At 43.2% G+C, this 20306-nt stretch carries 17 protein-coding genes, 1 tRNA gene and 1 other RNA gene; 9 read left to right on the forward strand and 10 right to left on the reverse strand.

Annotation, left to right across the window (positions count from 1 at the left end; translation table 11 throughout):
• From J3P43_RS12500 to J3P43_RS12510, 3 genes are all read right to left on the reverse strand, one after another.
• Positions 1 to 1191 (reverse strand): RsmB/NOP family class I SAM-dependent RNA methyltransferase, encoded by a 1191-nt coding sequence (locus tag J3P43_RS12500; protein WP_255902883.1) that lies wholly within the window; start codon positions 1189 to 1191, stop codon positions 1 to 3.
• A gap of 97 nt (positions 1192 to 1288) precedes the next feature.
• Positions 1289 to 2818 (reverse strand): glutamine-hydrolyzing GMP synthase, encoded by a 1530-nt coding sequence (guaA, locus tag J3P43_RS12505; RefSeq protein WP_255902885.1) that lies wholly within the window; start codon positions 2816 to 2818, stop codon positions 1289 to 1291.
• A gap of 226 nt (positions 2819 to 3044) precedes the next feature.
• Positions 3045 to 5453, reverse strand: coding sequence for an alpha-ketoacid dehydrogenase subunit alpha/beta (locus J3P43_RS12510; protein WP_255902887.1), 2409 nt, complete (start codon positions 5451 to 5453; stop codon positions 3045 to 3047).
• 211 nt (positions 5454 to 5664) lie between these two features.
• Here J3P43_RS12510 and J3P43_RS12515 point away from each other — a divergent pair, with 211 nt between their 5' ends.
• The 3 genes from J3P43_RS12515 (at position 5665) to ssrA (ending at position 7786) form a co-directional block, all read left to right on the forward strand.
• Positions 5665 to 6057 (forward strand): DUF1573 domain-containing protein, encoded by a 393-nt coding sequence (locus J3P43_RS12515; protein ID WP_255902889.1) that lies wholly within the window; start codon positions 5665 to 5667, stop codon positions 6055 to 6057.
• A 65-nt stretch (positions 6058 to 6122) separates the two neighbouring features.
• Positions 6123 to 7349 (forward strand): pyridoxal phosphate-dependent aminotransferase, encoded by a 1227-nt coding sequence (locus J3P43_RS12520; RefSeq protein ID WP_255902891.1) that lies wholly within the window; start codon positions 6123 to 6125, stop codon positions 7347 to 7349.
• A gap of 68 nt (positions 7350 to 7417) precedes the next feature.
• Positions 7418 to 7786: a transfer-messenger RNA gene (ssrA, locus tag J3P43_RS12525) on the forward strand.
• 91 nt (positions 7787 to 7877) lie between these two features.
• On the opposite strand, the gene J3P43_RS12530 is transcribed toward ssrA, so the two are convergent.
• From J3P43_RS12530 to J3P43_RS12545, 4 genes are all read right to left on the reverse strand, one after another.
• On the reverse strand, positions 7878 to 8321 hold the full coding sequence (locus J3P43_RS12530; RefSeq protein ID WP_255902893.1) for an SRPBCC family protein: 444 nt from the start codon (positions 8319 to 8321) through the stop codon (positions 7878 to 7880).
• 4 nt (positions 8322 to 8325) lie between these two features.
• On the reverse strand, positions 8326 to 8769 hold the full coding sequence (locus J3P43_RS12535) for an SRPBCC family protein (protein ID WP_255902895.1): 444 nt from the start codon (positions 8767 to 8769) through the stop codon (positions 8326 to 8328).
• Between the two features lie 6 nt (positions 8770 to 8775).
• Entirely contained in the window at positions 8776 to 9276 is a 501-nt protein-coding gene (locus tag J3P43_RS12540) for a DinB family protein (RefSeq protein ID WP_255902897.1), read from the reverse strand.
• A 90-nt stretch (positions 9277 to 9366) separates the two neighbouring features.
• Positions 9367 to 10059: an isocitrate lyase/PEP mutase family protein gene (locus J3P43_RS12545; protein WP_255902900.1), complete on the reverse strand. Its 693-nt coding sequence runs from the start codon at positions 10057 to 10059 to the stop codon at positions 9367 to 9369.
• A 131-nt stretch (positions 10060 to 10190) separates the two neighbouring features.
• On the opposite strand from J3P43_RS12545, the gene J3P43_RS12550 reads away from it, so the two are divergent.
• The 5 genes from J3P43_RS12550 (at position 10191) to J3P43_RS12570 (ending at position 17799) form a co-directional block, all read left to right on the forward strand.
• Positions 10191 to 11177, forward strand: a complete 987-nt coding sequence (locus J3P43_RS12550) for a GlxA family transcriptional regulator (RefSeq protein ID WP_255902902.1) — start codon at positions 10191 to 10193, stop codon at positions 11175 to 11177.
• Positions 11178 to 11298: 121 nt separating this feature from the next.
• Complete coding sequence (locus J3P43_RS12555; protein ID WP_255902904.1) at positions 11299 to 11898, forward strand: TetR/AcrR family transcriptional regulator; 600 nt, start codon at positions 11299 to 11301, stop codon at positions 11896 to 11898.
• 138 nt (positions 11899 to 12036) lie between these two features.
• Positions 12037 to 13161: an efflux RND transporter periplasmic adaptor subunit gene (locus tag J3P43_RS12560; protein ID WP_255902906.1), complete on the forward strand. Its 1125-nt coding sequence runs from the start codon at positions 12037 to 12039 to the stop codon at positions 13159 to 13161.
• Positions 13162 to 13229: 68 nt separating this feature from the next.
• Positions 13230 to 16379: an efflux RND transporter permease subunit gene (locus J3P43_RS12565; protein WP_255902908.1), complete on the forward strand. Its 3150-nt coding sequence runs from the start codon at positions 13230 to 13232 to the stop codon at positions 16377 to 16379.
• 4 nt (positions 16380 to 16383) lie between these two features.
• Entirely contained in the window at positions 16384 to 17799 is a 1416-nt protein-coding gene (locus tag J3P43_RS12570; protein ID WP_255902910.1) for an efflux transporter outer membrane subunit, read from the forward strand.
• Positions 17800 to 17926: 127 nt separating this feature from the next.
• Here J3P43_RS12570 and J3P43_RS12575 read toward each other — a convergent pair.
• Positions 17927 to 18000, reverse strand: a tRNA-His gene (locus J3P43_RS12575).
• 193 nt (positions 18001 to 18193) lie between these two features.
• On the opposite strand from J3P43_RS12575, the gene rnhA reads away from it, so the two are divergent.
• Positions 18194 to 18670 carry a ribonuclease HI gene (rnhA, locus tag J3P43_RS12580; protein ID WP_255902912.1) on the forward strand — a complete coding sequence of 159 codons (477 nt, stop codon included), beginning with the start codon at positions 18194 to 18196 and terminating at the stop codon, positions 18668 to 18670.
• Here rnhA and fbp read toward each other — a convergent pair.
• Positions 18667 to 19728 carry a class 1 fructose-bisphosphatase gene (gene fbp / locus J3P43_RS12585; RefSeq protein WP_255902913.1) on the reverse strand — a complete coding sequence of 354 codons (1062 nt, stop codon included), beginning with the start codon at positions 19726 to 19728 and terminating at the stop codon, positions 18667 to 18669. The two genes, rnhA and fbp, sit on opposite strands and share 4 nt — an antisense overlap.
• A 22-nt stretch (positions 19729 to 19750) precedes the next feature.
• Positions 19751 to 20245 (reverse strand): metallophosphoesterase family protein, encoded by a 495-nt coding sequence (locus tag J3P43_RS12590; protein ID WP_255902914.1) that lies wholly within the window; start codon positions 20243 to 20245, stop codon positions 19751 to 19753.
• Positions 20246 to 20306: the final 61 nt, after the last annotated feature.

Genomic DNA, 20306 nt, shown 5'->3' on the forward strand with positions numbered 1-20306 from the left:
TTAAATAGCTGGTTTCAGCAGCCTTGCCACAAACATCGAATCCGACTTTCTATCATAGCCCTTTAAAATTGTCTGAACTTCAAGCTTCAATTTCAGCTCTTTCACCAGAAAATCCACCATATCTTCATTCTCTGCTTTAAAAACCGAGCAGGTGATGTAAATCAACGGCTTGCCTGGCTTTAAATATCTAACAATGTTTTTTACAATCGACTGCTGAAGATTTTGGAAGGCTTTGATTCGGTATTCCTGAAACTGGCTGATCATTTCGGGAGAGCGGTCCCAGGTACCAGAACCAGTGCAGGGAGCGTCATAAATTATCCCGTCAAACTCGTAACTATGGATAAACGGCTGGGGATCTTTCGTCAGATCTAATACCTTCTTATGATATTTATTCAACCCTGCATTCGAAAAACGCTCGTCAAGGTTTTCTAAAACACTTTCGCGGATATCAGAAACCAAAAGCTTGATATCGGGTTGCTGGTGAAACAGATTAATCGATTTACCCCCTGAAGCGGCACAGCAGTCCCACCAATAATCATATTTCTGAGGCCTGAAGAAACCACATGCGTCTTGCGAAGACAGGTCCTGAATTTCGAAATACTTATTATCGGGAAAGAGCTGATCAAGCTTGGTTCCGTTAGGCAGACGCAAGGATCGTTCCTCTTCTTCCTGATAGGAGATGCCGGCGTCTTCCAGCTTCGAACTTACCCAGGCAGTTTTCCCAGGATACACGCGGATAAAAAGATCGGGCTGAATAAAAAATGACTTTATAAATTCTGTCTTATCAACTTCTTTTGACAGATGATGGTGAAAAGGAAAAACATCGTCAAGTAAAAACCCTATTCCGATTTCCTCTAGAAAAGTGATTTTTTCGCCTATTGACAGATGGATCTTATCCGCAAATTCAGGTTTAAAATGTTCGAGAAAAGCATTTGATGAGTTCGATGTTAAAAATTCTGCAATCATCAAACGTTCTTCTGCCGGCAATTCAGAACAAGCTTTTCCTAAACGGAAATAATTGTACAGGAGCTGGCTCGCCATCCGGCGATCGGTAGAACCCATTTGTTTATTTCTTCTAAAAAAATCAGGAAGAAACTTTGTTAGCGGCTTATCCTCCTTGTAAGATTCCAGGATGCGTAAGAATGTTTTGAGTTGCTGGTCGAAACGGGTTGAAGGACTTCTGCTTTCCAAGGTAATCTCTTATTAGTATCGTTAAGGTCCAATCAAAACGAAAGGAAGATCTCTATAATCTAAGACACCCTCCTCTCAACTATTTGTATTTAAGCAATTATTCCCACTCAATGGTAGCAGGCGGCTTGGAACTGATATCATAAACAACCCGGTTAATTCCTTTAACGTTGTTAATAATGTCGTTTGATATTTTGGCAAGTAACTCGTACGGCAAGTGACTCCAGTCTGCGGTCATACCATCGACAGAACCAACGGCTCTCAGGCAGATCACATTTTCATATGTCCGCTCATCCCCCATCACTCCTACAGATTGTACGGGAAGGAAAATAGCGCCGGCCTGCCAAACTTTATCATACCAGCCCGATGCTTTTAAGTTATGTATATAGATAGCATCTGCTTCCTGTAAGATAGCGACTTTCTCGGCGGTGATATCGCCCAAAATGCGGATCGCTAAGCCAGGACCAGGGAAAGGGTGGCGACCCAGAATAACGTCGTCAATACCTAAAGCTTTTCCGACTTTCCGTACCTCGTCTTTAAATAAGGTATTGAGAGGTTCTACCACTTTCAATTTCATAAAATCGGGCAAACCGCCTACATTATGATGTGATTTAATAGTGGCTGAAGGACCATTCACCGATACAGATTCAATTACATCCGGATAGATTGTACCTTGTCCCAACCAGGAAACATCCTGAACCTCATGCGCAGCATCATCAAAAACCTCGATAAATACCCGGCCAATAATTTTACGCTTTTGTTCTGGGTCTTTTACGCCGGCGAGCTGACTTAAAAATCGGTCTTTTGCATCAATTCCACGAACATTTAAACCCATATGCTGATACGAATCGAGCACCTGGGTGTATTCGTCTTTCCGTAATAATCCGTTATCAACAAAAATACAGTGCAGATTTTTGCCAATGGCGTTATGCAACAGAACTGCAGCTACTGACGAATCAACACCTCCTGACAGGCCTAAAACTACTTTGTCGTTGCCGATCTTTTCTTTCAGTGATGAAATAGTCGTTTCTATAAAAGAATCCGGGGTCCAATCCTGAGAGCAGCCGCAAATATCAACCAGGAAATTCTCTAATAACTGCTTTCCATCTGTACTATGAGTTACTTCCGGATGGAATTGTATCCCATAAGTCTTACTTCCATTTACCTGAAACGCAGCTACGCGAACAGTATCCGTACTTGCTATCACCTCAAATTCAGCCGGAATATCCGCAATAGTATCGCCATGCGACATCCATACCTGCGAATCTCTGGGTATGTTTTTAAGCAAAGGATGTGTTTCGTTAATATATTGAAGATTGGCCCTTCCGTATTCGCGGATGGTTGATGGGATTACCTCACCACCCGAATGCTGTGCAAGATATTGAGCCCCGTAGCAGACTGCTAAAAGTGGGTACTTATTATGAAAGAGTTTAAAATCAATCTGTGGAGCATTCTCCTGGCGAACCGAAAAAGGGCTACCTGAAAAGATTACTCCTTTCACTGTATTATCAAACTCTGGAAGATTATTGAAGGGATGTATCTCGCAGTATACATTGAGTTCTCTTACTCTCCGGGCAATTAACTGGGTGTATTGTGATCCGAAGTCAAGAATGATGATTTTTTCTTGCATGGGCAAAGATAAAAATTGAAGAGCGTCTGACGACGATTTTTTTATTTTTTTAAACTTGTTTATGCACAGTATTCATTTTCTGTTGAAAACTAAAGGCAGTTATCCGAAAACCGGGACAGGCTTGGTTTAAAAACCCTAGCGCCCCAAGTCAGAACCGCGCCTTTCAGCAAGTTACAAAGAAGGCTTAGGACCTAATTTCAACTCAAAGAATAAACATCATGGTTACTTAGTACCATTTCGGGTACTTACCCGGGTTTGCCTCGTTCATCATCTCATAGATCATCTCCACGATATCATCAACTGAGGGTTTAGTAAAATAATCTCCGTCTGTTCCGTATGGAGGGCGATGTTCTTTAGCCGAGATAGTTTTCGGCGCACTATCCAGATGATAGTATCCTCTTTGATTTTCAAGAATTTGCTGAAAGATAAAAGCCGATGCACCGCCCGGTACATCCTCATCTACCACTAATAATTTATTGGTTTTCTTTAGTGATTTAGCACATTCACCGTTTAAATCAAAAGGGTGCAATGTCTGCGGATCAACGATTTCGATATTAATTCCCAATCTTTCAAGTTCAGGAACGGCCTCTTCTACCACCCGCAAGGTTGAACCATAAGAAACCACTGTAATATCCGTACCTTCTTTTATTACCTCTGCAACTCCCAGCGGAACGGTAAATTCACCGGCGTTTGAAGGAAGGCGCTCTTTAAGCCGGTATCCATTCAAGTTTTCAATTACAATGGCTGGCTCGTCACTTCTTAGTAAGGTGTTATACATACCTGCGGCCTGCGTCATGTTTCTCGGTACACAAACATGAATTCCTCGCATAGAACCTAATATCATCGACATCGGCGAACCCGAATGCCAGATACCCTCCAATCGATGCCCACGTGTTCTGATGATTAATGGCGACTTCTGACCTCCTTTAGTCCGATAGCTTAAACAGGCTAAATCATCGCTAACCACATACAAGGCGTATAACAGATAGTCGAGGTATTGTATTTCAGCGATTGGCCTTAATCCGCGCAAAGCGAGACCGATGCCCTGACCTATAATAGTACTTTCGCGGATACCGGTATCGGATACCCGGATTTTGCCGTGTTTAGCCTGAAGGCCCGCAAAACCCTGATTAACATCGCCTATACTTCCTACATCTTCGCCGAAAGCAACAATGCGGATATCGCGGCTAAAATTTTCGTCAAAACATGCATTTAATATTTCCCGGCCGTCTATGAGTTTCGCATCATCACCATATTGTGCGGGGATAACCGGAACAGTACGCGGAGCTTCAACAGAATCGGTAAATAGCTTTGAGTTGTAACGTTCCTGGTTTAAATCCCAATGTTTCTGATACCAGTTGAGCAGGTTATTTTTTGCTTCAGAACTTTCATTAGCCAGCGAGCGAATTGCTTTGCGGAGAGCAACAAACACATCCCTGCGGGTAACTTCAGCGTTAACTTCCAAAGGTTTTGCCAGATCGTTAAATTCCTCGCGGTTAAAAGCCTTCAGCAAAGCTGCGGCTTCCTTAGCTTCCTGAATAAGAATATTATGAAACGCATCCCAGGCGGCTTTCTGGCATTCCTTCACATAGGTCCGGGCTTGTCCTTCAAGCTCTTCAAGTTCTTCTTCTGTAGCAACAGCTGATTGTAAAACCCATTTACGCATTTGCAGAAGACAATCATATTCCGCTTCCCAGCTTAAACGTTCCTGGCTTTTATACCGTTCGTGAGAGCCCGACGAAGAATGCCCTTGTGGCTGAGTAACTTCCCAAACATGGATCATTACAGGTATATGCTGCTCGCGACAAATATTTATCGCTTTTTCATACGTTTCACAAAGCCCGGGATAGTCCCATCCGCGTACTTTAAAAATCTCCAGGCCCTCTCCTTTCTCATCGCGCTGAAAACCGCGTAGCACTTCAGATATATCCTGTTTTGTTGTTTGATATTCTTGTGGGACAGATATAGCGTAACTATCATCCCAAATGGAAATTGCCAAAGGAATCTGAAGAACTCCGGCAGCATTTATAGCTTCGAAAAACACACCTTCAGATGTAGAGCCGTTACCAATGGTTCCGAAAGCAACTTCATTTCCATTGATCGAAAAATCCTTTAAAAAGCTTAGATCCGGATTATTTCGGTAAAATTTAGAGGCCTGCGCCAATCCTACCAGTCTGGCCATTTGACCTCCGGTAGTTGAAATATCCGAAGAGGTTATTTTCATCTCCGTCTGGTTCTTCCAGGTACCGTCTTGGTTTAAAATACGTGTAGCAAAATGCGCATTCATCTGGCGGCCGCCAGAAAAAGGTTCCGCTTCTAAATCGCTATTAGCGTATAATTGAGAGAAGAACTCTGTAATGGTAGCCATTCCGGCTGCAAACATGAACGTTTGATCACGGTAGTAACCCGAGCGCCAGTCGCCTTTTTTAAAGGCTTTAGCCATGGCAATCTGCGCTACCTCTTTTCCGTCACCAAAAATGCCAAATTTTGCTTTCCCTGTAAGCACCTCTTTGCGCCCCAATATACTTGCCTGCCGGCTTTCGTAACATATACGATAATCATTCAGGACAATCTGTTTGAAGTCTTCAAAACTTAGCTCGGAAACATCGAATTGGTTAGTTACTTTCATTTGCATACAGGCCTTTCTCTACCAGACGGTCAAATTTAATAAAATATACAGGTTATGAAACCCAATCTTTCCCTTTGGCGTAGAAATTGAAATCATTATTGAATATTAAAAATAAATTTATCTTTGTACAACACTTCAATTCTATCGTCGTTTAAAATTTATAATTGAATATATTAAACCTGTTACATAGAATCGAGTCTAATATCAAACACATAAAATGAAAAAGCTATTATTACTTTGCTCAGTTATCTTAACTTTTGTTGCAGTTACGGCGATGAAACCCGGTGCTGAAGCAGAATTTAAATTCGAAACAGAGTCTCATGACTTCGGTAAAATCCCTCAGAACAAGCCTGTTACGTACGAATTTAAATTTACCAATATTGGCGATCAGCCACTTATTATCTCTAATGTAGAAACAACTTGTGGATGTACCGTTCCCGAATATTCAAAAACTCCTATTAAAAAAGGAGAACAGGGAATTATCAAGGCAAGCTTTAACGCAGCAGCTGTAGCACCATTTGTAAAACAGCTTACCATTAAGTCTAATGCCAGAACACCTATCAAAGTTCTTATCATTAAAGGAGAAGTAATCGCTGCGAACAGCAAATAACCAACATCAGAAAGATTTTGAAAAACCTCTCTGCAAACAGGGAGGTTTTTTTATTTTTGTAGCCCATGCCAAAAATTTCCAACAAGGGAAAGCAGATGCCTGCTTCTCCTATCCGCAAACTAACACCATATGCTGACCGTGCTAAACAGCAAGGTAAAAAAGTATATCACCTGAATATTGGGCAGCCGGATATTGAAACTCCCGAAGCGATGATTAATGCCATTAAAAACATCGACTTCAAAGTATGGGCATATACCCAGTCTGAAGGAAACTTATCTTACCGCAAAAAACTTGTTGAATACTATAACAAGGCCGGATATAACATCAGTATTGAAGATATTTTTGTAACAACAGGGGCTTCGGAAGCAATAGTAATTGCCTTGCAAACCTGTATGGATGATGGCGACGAAGTGATTATTCCTGAGCCATTTTATGCCAATTACAATGCATTTGCATGGATGAGCAATGTTACTATAAAACCGGTTCTATCGAGTATTGAAACTGGTTTTGCCTTGCCGGCGATCAGCGAATTTGAGAAACAGATCACAGACAAAACCAAAGCCATTTTCATTTGTAATCCGAATAACCCCACAGGTTATCTATATTCGTACGAAGAGCTTACAGAACTAAAAAAGCTTTGTTTGAAATACGACTTATACCTGTTTGCCGATGAAGCTTACCGCGAATTTTGTTACGATGATAACAAATTCTATTCGCCCATGCATTTAGACGGATTAGATGAAAACGTGCTTATTTTCGACAGCGTTTCTAAGCGTTACAGCGCTTGCGGAGCAAGACTAGGCTGTTTCATCACCAAAAATAGAAAAGTAATCGAGACGGCATTAAAGTTTGCACAGGCGAGGTTAAGTCCTGGTATGGTTGCACAGATTGCCGCCGAAGCTGCGGTTGACACCCCGCCCTCTTACTTTGAACGCGTGAACGTAGAATATACCGAACGTCGCAACATGCTAGTCGAATCGCTGAATAAAATGGAAGGCGTATTTTGTCCCAATCCGGGAGGAGCATTCTATGTGGTGGCGCGTTTTCCGGTAGACGATTCGGAAAAGTTCTGCCAATGGATGCTGGAAGAGTTTTCTTATGACAATCAGACAGTAATGATGGCTCCGGCGGCAGGTTTTTACAGCACACCAGGCGCCGGAAGAGACGAAATCAGATTGGCATACGTTTTGAATAAAGAAGATTTAGCGAATGCGATGATCTGCCTGGAGAAGGCCTTGCTGGAATATCCGGGGAGGAAGGTGAAAGGTGAAAGCTTAAAGGCGAAAGCTTAAAGCTGAAAGGCCTGACGCCAATGAACAGTTCTTTTTTAATTTTGAATTTTAATTTTTACTTACACATCGGGCCCGACCGGAATTGACAGGATGGCGGCAAGTATGTAAGCATGCAGCGCGTTGTGAGACTAGCGCTCTAATCTGAACTCTCAAAACAATAATTGGCGAAAATAACTACGCCTTAGCTGCCTAATTTAGAATTAGCATAGCTTTTGTCCCGCTGGTATTCTGTTCTGTTATATCAGCATATGGGGCATCGAACAACAGAACTGGTTTGGCTTAAGGTGTGAAAGCCGAACGAGATAAAGCACCTAAGGAAGACGGTACAGGCAATCGGCCAGCCTTCCCCTTCCCTACAATTAAATGGCAGATAAGCATGTAGAAAGCGTAATTTGTTCCATGTTTGGACGAGAGTTCGAATCTCTCCGGGTCCACCAGACATTAAAAAAGCTACTCAAAAGGTAGCTTTTTTTGTTTCGCCCTTAATAGCTGGAATATGACATCCAACCCAGTCGGCTAAAGAAGAAATCAATAGGCATAATCCGGTGCTCCAATGCCAGTAACTATCAGATTTTTCAAGCTTACATTCATATAGCCCGTCCAGCCTTTTGAGCATCCTTTAAAGCAGGAAAACTCTGGAACCAATCCTCTGTGCGTAAATCGCAACGCCATTTGAACTCCCGCCCGAAAAATTTCAAAATGCACGGTGGTATCCGTCCATTCATGTACATTGCCGTTCCAGGGCATATAGCTGCCGCTAACCTGCCAAACCATTTTCTCGTTAATGACGACCTCAACAATTTTAAATGCCCACCAGTGGGATCCAAAATCCACCATAAACTCATCGTGGAGGTTTGCTGTGTTTCCCTTTGCCGTTGCCGACCACCAGGCCCGCACGTTTTTTACTGCATTGAATATCTCCTGCGGTGATTGATCAAGTAAGAGCGTTACACTAAAGTCCCGATTCTCCATAATTTCATCCCCGGGCTTTTACAACTGCAGCAGTAAACCTCTCATGTATATATTGTGTCCAGGCTGGCGCGCAGCTCTCGTAACATTCAAATTTGGGAACTAAACCTATGTGAGTGAATGTAACTTTGGTTTTATCCAGTTCCCGTGAGATTTCGAAACTGATCTTGGTTCCGGTCCATTCGTCTGTTGTGTCCACAAAACTCAGATCACTTTTCGTTACCAGCCAAACCACTTTTTTATTAGGTATGAGTTCGACCAGTTTCTGTTTTGTATAATGCACGCCCCCACCTGCACGAAAGCTGAATTCATCGCCCAGTTTATTGGAGCTTCCAGCAAATGACTCGTCGAACAAACCTGACCACCATGCCCTCACATCCAGAATGACATTAAATACCTCTTCTGGTTTTTGATCCACCAATACGGTGGTGCTGAAATCGTTATTTTTCATGTCCTATTACCTCGCTTTTAAAAATTGTATTTGCCCAAGATGATAATCTACATGACTAACTCTGCTTAGCACTATGTTTAGTTTATTTCTGTGCGGCTCCTTAAGAAAATCCTCTTCTGATATAGCGCTATGTCTCTCGAACCATTCGTTGGAGCTAATAGCTGCTATTTTTTCCCATAGCATGGTTGTTACTTTAATCCATTCCTGCCGCAGTTCCGCTACAGTCAGCACATCAGCGCTGTCCTTGTCAGATGTTTGTACAAATGGTTTCCACAGATGTGGCGCTTGCTTTTCAAATCCAAGAAGAGGAAATATAGAATCGGCCAGGGTGGTAAGATGTCCAAGCAGATAAATTCCTCGGTTTCTGCCCGGCGCTACTTCCTTAAGTAATTGCTCGTCGGATAATTCAACCAGAAGCTTATCGAACTGGCTTACTTTTAGATGCCAGGCATCCAGCACCATCTTAATGATTACTTCTTGTTGTTTCGTGACGCTGTTTTCGATCATAATATATGGATTTTAGATATTTTATTGTTGTTGAAATGGCATTAGAATAGAGCAGAGAATGAATGGTTGACTTTTATACTCTTCGTAACGTTAGTTAGATGGTCGTAAGTGGCCTTGTAAAGTAACACCGCCATACTGATCCGGGCTGACGCCAATTGAAGTTAATGTCTCGATAGAAAACTTTGATGTGCCCACAATATTGACAGGCATGGAGACAGATGAGGTGATCTCTTTGATGGTAGCGGCATCGGGAACAGCAGTAACAAAAAGGCCATCTGCCCCGGTGTTCTGATATAATTTTGCTCTTTTTAAGGTAGTTTCTAAGGGCGATGGCAGCTTCTGTAAAAAGCCATCTGTACGAGCATTAATAAACAGCGCCTGATTGGTTTTGATCAAATAGTTTTTAATACATTCCAATTTTCGCAAAAAGATATCCTCCCCCTGAGTATCTTCTATGTTAAGACCAGAAACACCGATATCGATAAGCTTTTGAATATTATCGCTCAGCACGCTTAAATTATCGCTGTAGCCTCGCTCTATATCTACCGATAGTGGAACACTTGTACAGGCTTTTATTCTTCGTACGATGTAAAGCAGTTCATTAAAAGGAAGTTTTTCGCCGTCTTCATAACCCAGAGAACTTGCGATGGCCCCACTTGACGTGCCTACAGCTTCGAAACCTGCCTCTTCTATAAGCTGGGCACTCTTCACATTCCATGCATTAGCAAGAATAAAAGGCTTTTTCTGATGATGTAGCTGATGAAAAATCTCGAAATGGTTCATTTTTATTGCTTTCTGTGTTCCAATACGTCAAAGGTAGAGTCTATCGGAGCGACGAAAGGGCGGTAAAATAGACATTATGGTGGGTTGATATGGACACGCCTTGTCAATATCTTTGTATCAAAAATTTTCAAATGAAGCATATTACTCTTTTGTATCCGGAAGGACATTGCAATCTGGGCACTGTAGCATGTATTGTTGGTACTGTAGAAATATTTTCAAGAGCGAATGCCTACTGGACTCAGCAAGGCAACAAACAAAAATACCAGCTGACGGTAGCAGGCATCAGGCCGAAAACAGAATACATCCATAACCTGGTGGCTTTGAAAACCGATGCCTTTATAACTGATATCGCCAAAACCGACCTCATCATTATCCCATCTGCAACGCCGGGCGACGAAACAAGCGAGAGCCAATTAATGTATGACTGGATAAGCCGGCAATATAAGATTGGTGCAGAAATAGCCAGCATGTGTTCGGGCGCATTTATCCTGGCATCTACGGGTATAATGGACGGCAGAAGCTGTTCAACACATTGGTCGTATGCAGATGCTTTCAAAGAAAACTATCCTAAAGTAAATTTACATTCAGACAGGTTGATTACGGATGAGAAAGGTGTTTATACTAATGGGGGTGCATATTCCTTTTTAAATCTGGTGATATACCTTGTTGAAAAATATTACGACCGCCAAACAGCCATTTTTTGCTCCAAGGTATTTCAGATAGAACTCGACCGGAGCAGTCAGTCGGCTTTCGCCATATTCACCGGACAAAAGCACCATGGCGACACGATGGTACAACAGGCTCAGGCTTACATAGAGAATAACATCAACGAAAAAATTTCGGTTGAAGCGCTATCCTCGAAGTTCGCTATCGGCCGGAGAAACTTTGACAGGAGGTTTATCAAAGCTACCGGAAACACTCCTATTGAATATACACAGAGAGTGAAAATAGAATCGGCAAAAAAAGCGCTTGAAAGCACCCGGAAAACCGTTAATGAAGTAATGTTTGAAGTTGGCTACTCTGATTTGAAAGCGTTCAGAGAAGTATTCAGGAAGATAACGGGCCTCTCGCCGCTTGAATACAAAAACAAGTATAATAAAGAAGCCTTTACTGAGTAGCGCTTTACTCCCGTCAACGGACTTGAATGTCATCGAAAAATAATAAGAGAGACTTTGAACGATAAATTTTTGACAGTCTGAATTACATCGTTACTTTTGCTAACACCGTTAGGTAAATAAAATGGGAATATCAGAACGTAAGCAAAGACAGAAGGAGGATCTGAAGAACGGGATTATTTGCACCGCCTGGGATTTAGTGATGAAAGACGGGTGGCAGGCTTTGTCTATTCGAAAAATTGCGGAGGCCATAGAGTATAGTGTCCCGGTTATATACGACCATTTTGAAAACAAAGAGGCCTTACTCCTGGAGTTTAGTAAAAAAGGCTTCAGGATGTTGTCGGAAAAGATATTGGATGCAAAAAGTCAGCATATAGATCCGGCCGAGCAAATTAAAGCAATGGCTGATGCGTACTGGGACTTTGCTTTGAATAACACCGAGCTCTACCAGCTGATGTTCGGGATAGGTATGGCATGCTGCGAAATATCGAAAGCAATGCCTGAGCAGGAGAAATTCAGAAGCCTCGTTATGGAGCCAATCGAAGAGTTAATAAAAAAAAGTGGGCGTACAGATCTGAATTCATGTTTAAAGTATCACACATTCTGGTCTGTGATGCACGGACTTATATCCATCAAAATTGTGGGTAATGCCGCGATCGACGAAGAATTAAATAAACTGGTGTTAGACGACGCTATTGCGGGGTATATAAAGAACCTTACTTAAGGTTTTTTTTACCGCCTGAACCTAACACCGTTAGGAATTATAACAATGTTAAATTACGATTAATTTTATATGTATATGACAACGACTCAATCCCACAGAACCTGCAGAACAAACCTCCTTCCTTTTTTAGTTGGAATAATGTTAGCAGTGATAAATAGCAGCTGCGGCACTTCATCAGCAGAAAGCCCGGCCTCAGCACCTCCTCCGCCCGAACTCCCTGTCATCAGTGTCAGTTCGCAAGCTGTGACTACTTATTCAGACTTCAGCGCTACTTTGGAGGGAAGTCGCGATATCGAAATCCGTTCGCAGGTTGATGGCTACCTGTCAACCATCTACGTCGACGAAGGTGCGTACGTAAAAAAAGGACAGGCGCTATTCAAAATCGATCCGAGACCATATCGTGAACAGCTAAACACAGCAAATGCTATTTTACTTTCTGCGAAAGCGGCCTTAGAAAACGCTTCAATTAATGTAAGGAAACTCGAACCACTGGTTCAGAACAAAGTGGTGTCCGACGTGCAGCTCCGCTCTGCAAAAGCCTCTTACGATGCAGCCCGGGCCAATGTGGCGCAGGCACAGGCACAGGTTCAATCGGCCAAAATCAACCTTAGTTTTACTACTGTTATGGCACCGGCAAGCGGTTATGTAGGAAGCATTCCGTTTAAAACCGGAAGCCTGGTAGGCCGAACACAACCCGAAGCTCTGACCGTATTATCGGAAAACAGGTCGGTGCATGCGTATTTTACCCTAAGTGAGGTAGACTTTATCCATTTTAAAGAAAATTTCAAGGGTAATACCATCCAGGAAAAAATCATGAACCTCTCCGGGGTCGACCTGATACTGGCCGATAACACCACCTATCCCTCCAAAGGCAAGGTTGAGCTGGCTCAGGGTAATTTCGACAAATCGAATGGTACAATAAGCTTCAGAGCAGTATTTAACAATGATGCGGGCCTGCTCAGGTCGGGTAATACAGGTAAAATTAGAATTTCAAACCCCAGTACTGCTGCCTTGCTTGTACCGCAGCAGGCTACATTTGAGCTACAAGACAAGGTGTTTGCCTATACACTTACCGACAGCAATAAAGTAATCGCAACTCCCATAAAAGTAACTGGTACTTCTGGGCGCTTTTATATGGTTTCAGAAGGTCTGAAAAGTGGCGATAAAATTGTTTATCAGGGCATTGACCGGCTCAGAGACGGAATGCAAATCAAGCCCAAAGTGCTCCCGGCAGATAGCGTCCTGAAAGCTGAATCTCTCTAAAGCATAACCGTCTTATTATTTAATTTAATTGTACTCTGGGTTATACCAGAGTACTCAATACTATCCTCATGTTCAAAATGTTTATCGAAAGACCCGTTCTTTCAACAGTTATCTCTATTATTCTGGTGTTACTGGGTGTCATTTCGCTCGTAGATTTACCGATTACGCAGTTTCCTGATATAGCGCCTCCAACGGTTCAGGTTACAGCTTCTTATCCCGGAGCCAGCGCCGAGGTAGTAGCCCGTTCGGTAGCCACACCGATAGAAGAGGCAGTTAATGGAGTGGAGAACATGACCTACATGACCTCGAACTCAAGTAATGACGGCTCCATGACTCTGAATGTATATTTTAGTCAGGGTACAGACCCCGACATCGCTGCAGTAAACGTTCAGAATCGCGTAACTAAGGCCTTGAGTCAGATACCACAGGAAGCCGTACAGACCGGCGTTTCAACCCAAAAGGTGCAAAACAGCATTATTATGTTCGTCGCACTTGCCAGTAAGGATACCTCTTACAATGAAACTTTTCTACAAAATTACATCAAGATAAATCTTGTTCCGCAGTTGCAGCGTATTCCCGGTGTCGGTCAGGCACAGGCATTTGGCGCACATGAATATTCGATGCGTATTTGGTTAAGACCCGAGCGGTTAACTGCTTATAACCTTTCGCCAGACGACGTGAACAACGCCATCAGGGATCAAAGTTTAGAGGTAGCGCCCGGCAGGCTTGGCGAAAGCAGCAAGGAAGTATTTGAATATGTACTGAAATATAAAGGCAAATTAAACAGGGTTAAAGATTACGAAAACATTATCATCAAGGCCAACAGCGACGGGTCGATGGTTCAGCTAAAAGATGTGGCGCGGGTGGAATTCGGCTCGTACACCTATGCGTCTAACAGTATCCTGAATGGAGGACCAACATCAGGTGTTGCAATTTTCCAGACGGCCGGATCAAATGCAAACGACATTTTAACTGAGGCAGAGCGGCAGATCAAGGAATTTGCGCTCACTTTACCTAAAGGTGTCGAGCCTGTAATTATGTATAATTCAAAAGAGTTTTTAGATGCCTCGATCACACAGGTGAAACATACTTTACTTGAGGCATTTATCCTGGTCTTTATTGTTGTATTTATCTTTTTGCAGGATTTTCGCTCTACGCTAATTCCAGCAATAGCAGTACCGGTGGCTGTGATCGGCACGTTCTTTTTCATGAATCTGTTCGGATTCAGCGTTAACCTGCTCACCTTATTTGCGCTCGTGCTGGCCATCGGAATTGTAGTAGATGACGCCATTGTAGTGGTAGAGGCCGTGCATAGCAAAATGGAACGAACGACGCTAAATGCTAAAGATGCAACGATCGAATCTATGAGCGAGATATCAGGTGCCATTGTATCGATCACTCTTGTCATGGCGGCAGTATTTATCCCGGTAGGCTTTATGCAGGGACCCGCTGGTGTGTTTTACCGGCAGTTTGCGTTCACATTAGCCATAGCTATCTTAATATCTGCCGTCAACGCTCTTACGCTGAGCCCGGCTTTATGTGCTTTATTTTTAAAAAACCCGCATGCTGATTCCGGAAATTCACACGAAAAGAAAGGCTTTCTGGCCCGCTTCTTTAAAGCGTTTAATTCAGCCTTTAACGCTATGACTGATAAATACATCCGTTCCATTCAGTTTCTAATCAAAAAGAAATGGGTGGCGGTATCTGGTTTGGCCCTGGTAGCCGCGGTTACTTTTGTGATGATACAGAGAACTCCCACAGGCTTCATACCAACTGAAGACCAGGGCTTTTTGCTATATGCTGTTAATACTCCGCCAGGAAGCTCATTGGAGCAAACGCATCGTGCGATGAAGGAAATCGATGATATCGTGAAAAATGACCCGATCAATCAGAACCATTACATGGTGGAAGGGCTCAACTTCATTTCAAATGCAAATGCTTCGTCTTACGGCGCCGGATTTATCAGAATGAAAGCCGAGGATGAACGCGGGGAAATTAAGAACCTTGACCAGATCACAGCTATGATGACGCAAAAGGTGGCAGAAAAGGTGAAGGGAGCCAGCGCATTCTTCTTCACCTTTCCAACCATCCAGGGCTTTGGCAACGTGAGTGGATTTGAGTTTATGCTTCAAGATAAAACCAGCGGCACCATGGGTAAACTGGATTCGACCACAAAAGCATTTTTAGGAGCATTAATGCAGAAAAAGGAAATAGCTTACGCCTTTACCACTTTTGCATCCGGTAACCCACAATATCAGCTGGAGGTTGATAATGCAAAAGCACGGCAGCTTGGAGTACAGGTTAGAGATCTGCTGCAAACCCTGCAGGTATACTATGGAAGCAGTTTTGTAAGTGATTTCAACCGTTTTGGTAAATATTATAGGGTGATGGTGCAGGCAGACGCAAAATACCGGAGTAACCCACTCTCTATAAATGAGATCTTTGTCAAAAATGCTCAAGGGAAGATGGTGCCCGCAAATTCGCTGGTGCGGTTTAAACGGGTTTATGGACCGGAAACAGTAACCCGGAACAATCTTTTTAACGCCGTTACCATCAACGGGGTGCCAAAGCCTGGATACAGTACGGGCGATGCCATTCGGGCCATAGAGGAAACAGCGAAAGAGACGCTGCCGCGGGGTTATGCCTACGAATGGACCGGTATGACCAGGGAAGAAATTAGCTCAGGCTCTCAGATTCTTTTGATATTTCTGATGAGTATGATATTTGTGTATTTTCTTTTGGCCGCACAATACGAAAGTTATATCCTGCCGCTGGCCATCATTTTAACCATCCCACTTGGAATTTTTGGAGTCATGCTATTTATAAACATGCTCGGTATCGATAACAATATTTATGTGCAGGTGTGTTTGATTATGCTGATAGGCTTGTTGTCCAAAAATGCTATTCTTATTGTAGAGTATGCAGTTCAGCGGCGCAAGGCTGGAATGGACCTTGTGGCAGCGGCATTAGAGGCTTCAAAACTGCGCCTTCGCCCGATATTGATGACATCCTTCGCCTTTATTGTTGGGTTGATCCCGCTGATGAAGGCAAGCGGAGCATCTGCGTTGGGCAATCATTCTATCGGTGCAGGCGCTGTTGGCGGAATGCTATCGGGGGTATTACTTGGCGTATTTGTCATCCCTGTATTGTTCGTCATCTTCCAGGCTTTACAAGAAAGAGTTAGTGGCACACCAAAACTTCCATCAGAAAATTTATAACAACATGAAAAAGCGTAGCATCCTAATATACACAAGCCTTTCACTTGCTTTGCTGATAAGCGCATGTAAGGTCGGTAAGAATTATCAGCGGCCCGAAGTTGAGTTACCGCAAAAGTTTGGTGAAGTGTCTTTCGCCGATACCAGCAGTATTGCTGATTTAGAATGGAAGGTATTTTTCAGCGATACAACACTTCAGGGTCTTCTGGAAAAAGGCATAAACGAGAACTATGATTTGCAAATAGCAATTAAGCGCATGGATATTGCCCGGCAACAACTGAAGCAATCCAAATTGCTGTTACTGCCAGATCTGAATCTTGAGCTGGGGGCACAATACAACCGCCCATCGAACAACAGCCTTAATGGCTTAAGTACCAGCAGTTTTCTGGGAACCAATCACATAGAAAACTACAATACTAACCTTAACCTTTCCTGGGAAATTGACATCTGGGGCAAAATCAGAAGGCAGAAGGAAGCAGTACTGGCCCAATATCTTCAGACAGCCGAAGGAAAAAAAGCAGTGCAAACACAGCTTGTATCGGACATAGCTCAGGGTTATTACAACCTGCTAATGCTCGACAGACAACTTACTATTGCCCACCGAAACCTTAACCTTAGCGACAGCACTCTGCAGCTTACCAAACTATTGAAAGAGGCAGGTGAAGTTAATCAACTTGCGGTGGAGCAAGCCGAAGCCCAAAATCAGGCTACCGCTTTGTTAGTGCCACAACTGGAACAAGCCCTTGCCGAACAGGAAAATGCATTGCAACTATTAGCTGGAAGTTTGCCGGCACGGATTGCGCGAAATGCGGACCGGTCGCCTTCGATGATCTTCACCAACCTTTCTGCCGGAATTCCGGCTGCAATTTTAAGCCGCCGTCCAGATATCCGGGTTAATGAGATGGCCCTGGTAGCGGCAAACGCTTATGCTGGTATGGCTCAGGGAAACTTGTACCCCGCACTAGTTATCGGTGGGGCTGGTGGACTGGAAAGCTTCAAGGCAAGTAACTGGTTCAATATTCCAAACTCTTTGTTTGGAGTAGCCAGCGGCGCAATATTGCAGCCCGTATTTAGGAAACGGGCGTTAAAGACGCAATTTGAGATAGCGAAAATTCAGCGTGAGCAGGCGGTTCTGCAGTTCCGGCAATCAATACTCAACGCAGTCGGCGAAGTATCCAATGCGCTGAGCCGGTTGGAGAAGATCAATCACCAGGAGCAAATTGCGTCCCGGCGTGCAGCAAACCTGCGTTTATCTGTAGCCAATGCCAGATTGTTGTTTAAAAGCGACAGGGCTAATTATCTTGAGGTTATAACGGTTCAAAGCAACGCATTGCAAGCCGAATTAGATCTGGCGCTTATTCAGCGGCAGCGGGACGGAGCAAGGATAGAACTTTACAGAGCACTGGGAGGTGGCTGGAAGTAGGGATTGCAGTGAAAAGTTATGTTTAGTCCACAACTTTCTTGCTTCCTTTTCAGCGCGATCCGAAATTTTGAAAATTTCGCATAAAAAATCCGCTATAGCCTTGAACTATAGCGGATTACAAGTAACGGGTGGATGATGGGGCTCGAACCCACGACCCTCGGCACCACAAACCAATGCTCTAACCAACTGAGCTACAACCACCGTTTTGAGCTATTCCAATGGAACGGCCATGCCGCAAAAATAGCAATCTTTCTACTAAAGTCAATATTAAAATACTAAATTTTAGATTCAATTCTTAATCACCGTTCAACTTCCTGACACACAATGCTGTATAATTTTAACAGATGCTGCCCATCCTAGATAAACAACAATTTTCTTATACTTGGAGCACAAGATGATAGAATTATTTACAGACGGGGCATCAAGCGGAAATCCGGGGCCAGGCGGTTATGGAACGATTCTCCGGGCTGGCCAGCATTATAAAGAATTATCCGGCGGCTTCAGAAAGACCACCAATAACCGCATGGAACTTTTGGCGGTAATTGTGGGCCTGGAAGCCTTAAAAAAGCCGGGACAGGATGTGCTGGTTTACACCGATTCTAAATATGTGGCAGATGCAGTAGAAAAAAAATGGGTCTTTGGCTGGGCAGCGAAAGGTTTTGCGGGAAAGAAAAACAAGGATTTGTGGATACGCTTTCTGGCTGTATACAAACTTCATAACGTTCGCTTCAAGTGGATTAAAGGCCATGCCGGGCATCCTGAAAACGAACGCTGCGACCGTTTAGCGGTCGCAGCGTATCAACAAAGAAGTCAATTGCCTGCTGATTCGGTTTTTGAAGCCGAATGCAACAAATCTGAAGGCCTTCTCTAGCTAGCCTTTGCAATCACACTTTTAATGGTTGCTGTTTTTTTTTGACTCATTTCGGGAGAGTATTTCATCATCATATCTTCCGCTTTTCTGACCATATTTTCAGAACCCACAAAAATTGAGCAACGCTGGTGAAGCGATTCGACTTCCATTTCCAGAATTCGTTGAAATCCATCAGTAGCTCTGCCCCCTGCCTGCTCAATAATAAAAGCCATCGGATTGCATTCGTATACTAACCTAAGCTTTCCTTTGGGAGAGCTGGAGGTTGGTGGATAAAGGAAAATCCCCCCTTTTATCATATTCCGGTGCATATCGGCGATCATTGAGCCGATATATCTTGAAGAATAGGGCCGTTTGGTAGAGGGGTCTTCTTCCTGACAAAATTTAATGTACTTTTTAACCCCGTCCGGGAAATTAATATAGTTGCCCTCATTAATAGAATAAATATATCCGTCTTCCGGGATCTTCATATCAGGGTGAGACAGGCAAAACTCTCCGATGGAAGGATCAAGTGTAAAACCATTTACACCCTTACCTGTGGTATATACCAGCATCGTCGACGATCCATACACAATATAACCTGCAGCCACTTGTTCGGTACCGCGCTGCAATGCGTCCTGAAGTGTAGGTTTCCCCTCAGTACTTTTTCTGCGATAGATAGAGAAAATAGTACCCACCGAAACATTTACATCGATATTTGAAGATCCATCCAGGGGATCAATACACACAATATATTTAGCGTTATGCGATACATCAGATTCAATAAAAATCGGGTCGTCGTTTTCTTCCGAAACAATCAGGCAACATTCGCCTCCACAGGTCAATGCTGAAATAAATTGATGATTTGCAAAAATGTCCAATTTCTTTTGCGACTCGCCGTGACTATTCGTCGTTCCTTCGTCTCCAAGAATGTTTACCAGACCTGCTTTGTTCACCTCACGGTTTACAATCTTAGCAGCTATCCCAATATCGCGAAGCAAACGCGACAGCTCTCCTTTTGCATAAGGAAAGTCTTTTTGTTTTTCAATGATAAATTGACCTAATGTTTTTACTACCGACATACTACTTAGTGTATTTTTTACGCTATCTGTTACCCAATTCTATTACTTCCAAGGTATGAATTTTTTCATCAGAAATGCAGAATTTCATTATAGAACGCACTTTATGCCATCCTTGTTTGCCCGCAGCCCCAGGATTTAAGTGTAAAGTTCCAATTTTTTTATCAAAAATCACTTTAAGTATATGTGAGTGGCCCGAAATAAAAATTTTAGGCGGATTAGAATAAATTTCTTCTTTGATTTTTGGGTTGTACCTGTCGGGATAGCCACCAATATGAGTCATCCATACATCAACTTCTTCGCACATAAAACGATTATGTTCAGGGTATACCTGCCTCAGCTCTTTACCGTCTATGTTGCCGTACACTCCCCGCAAAGGTTTAAAAGCTGCAAGAGCGTCGGCGAGTTCCAGGGTTCCGAAATCTCCGGCATGCCATATTTCGTCGCAGTTTTCAAAATGTTTGAATACTTTATCATCAAGGTAACTGTGGGTGTCGGAGAGCAAGCCGATTCTGCGCATGTGCCAATATCGAAATTTGCGGGGAGTCTCACATGATAAACTATGAATTTTTGTTTTTAAG

Origin of the sequence: Paradesertivirga mongoliensis (assembly GCF_024436395.1) — a bacterium.
GTDB lineage: Bacteria > Bacteroidota > Bacteroidia > Sphingobacteriales > Sphingobacteriaceae > Paradesertivirga > Paradesertivirga mongoliensis.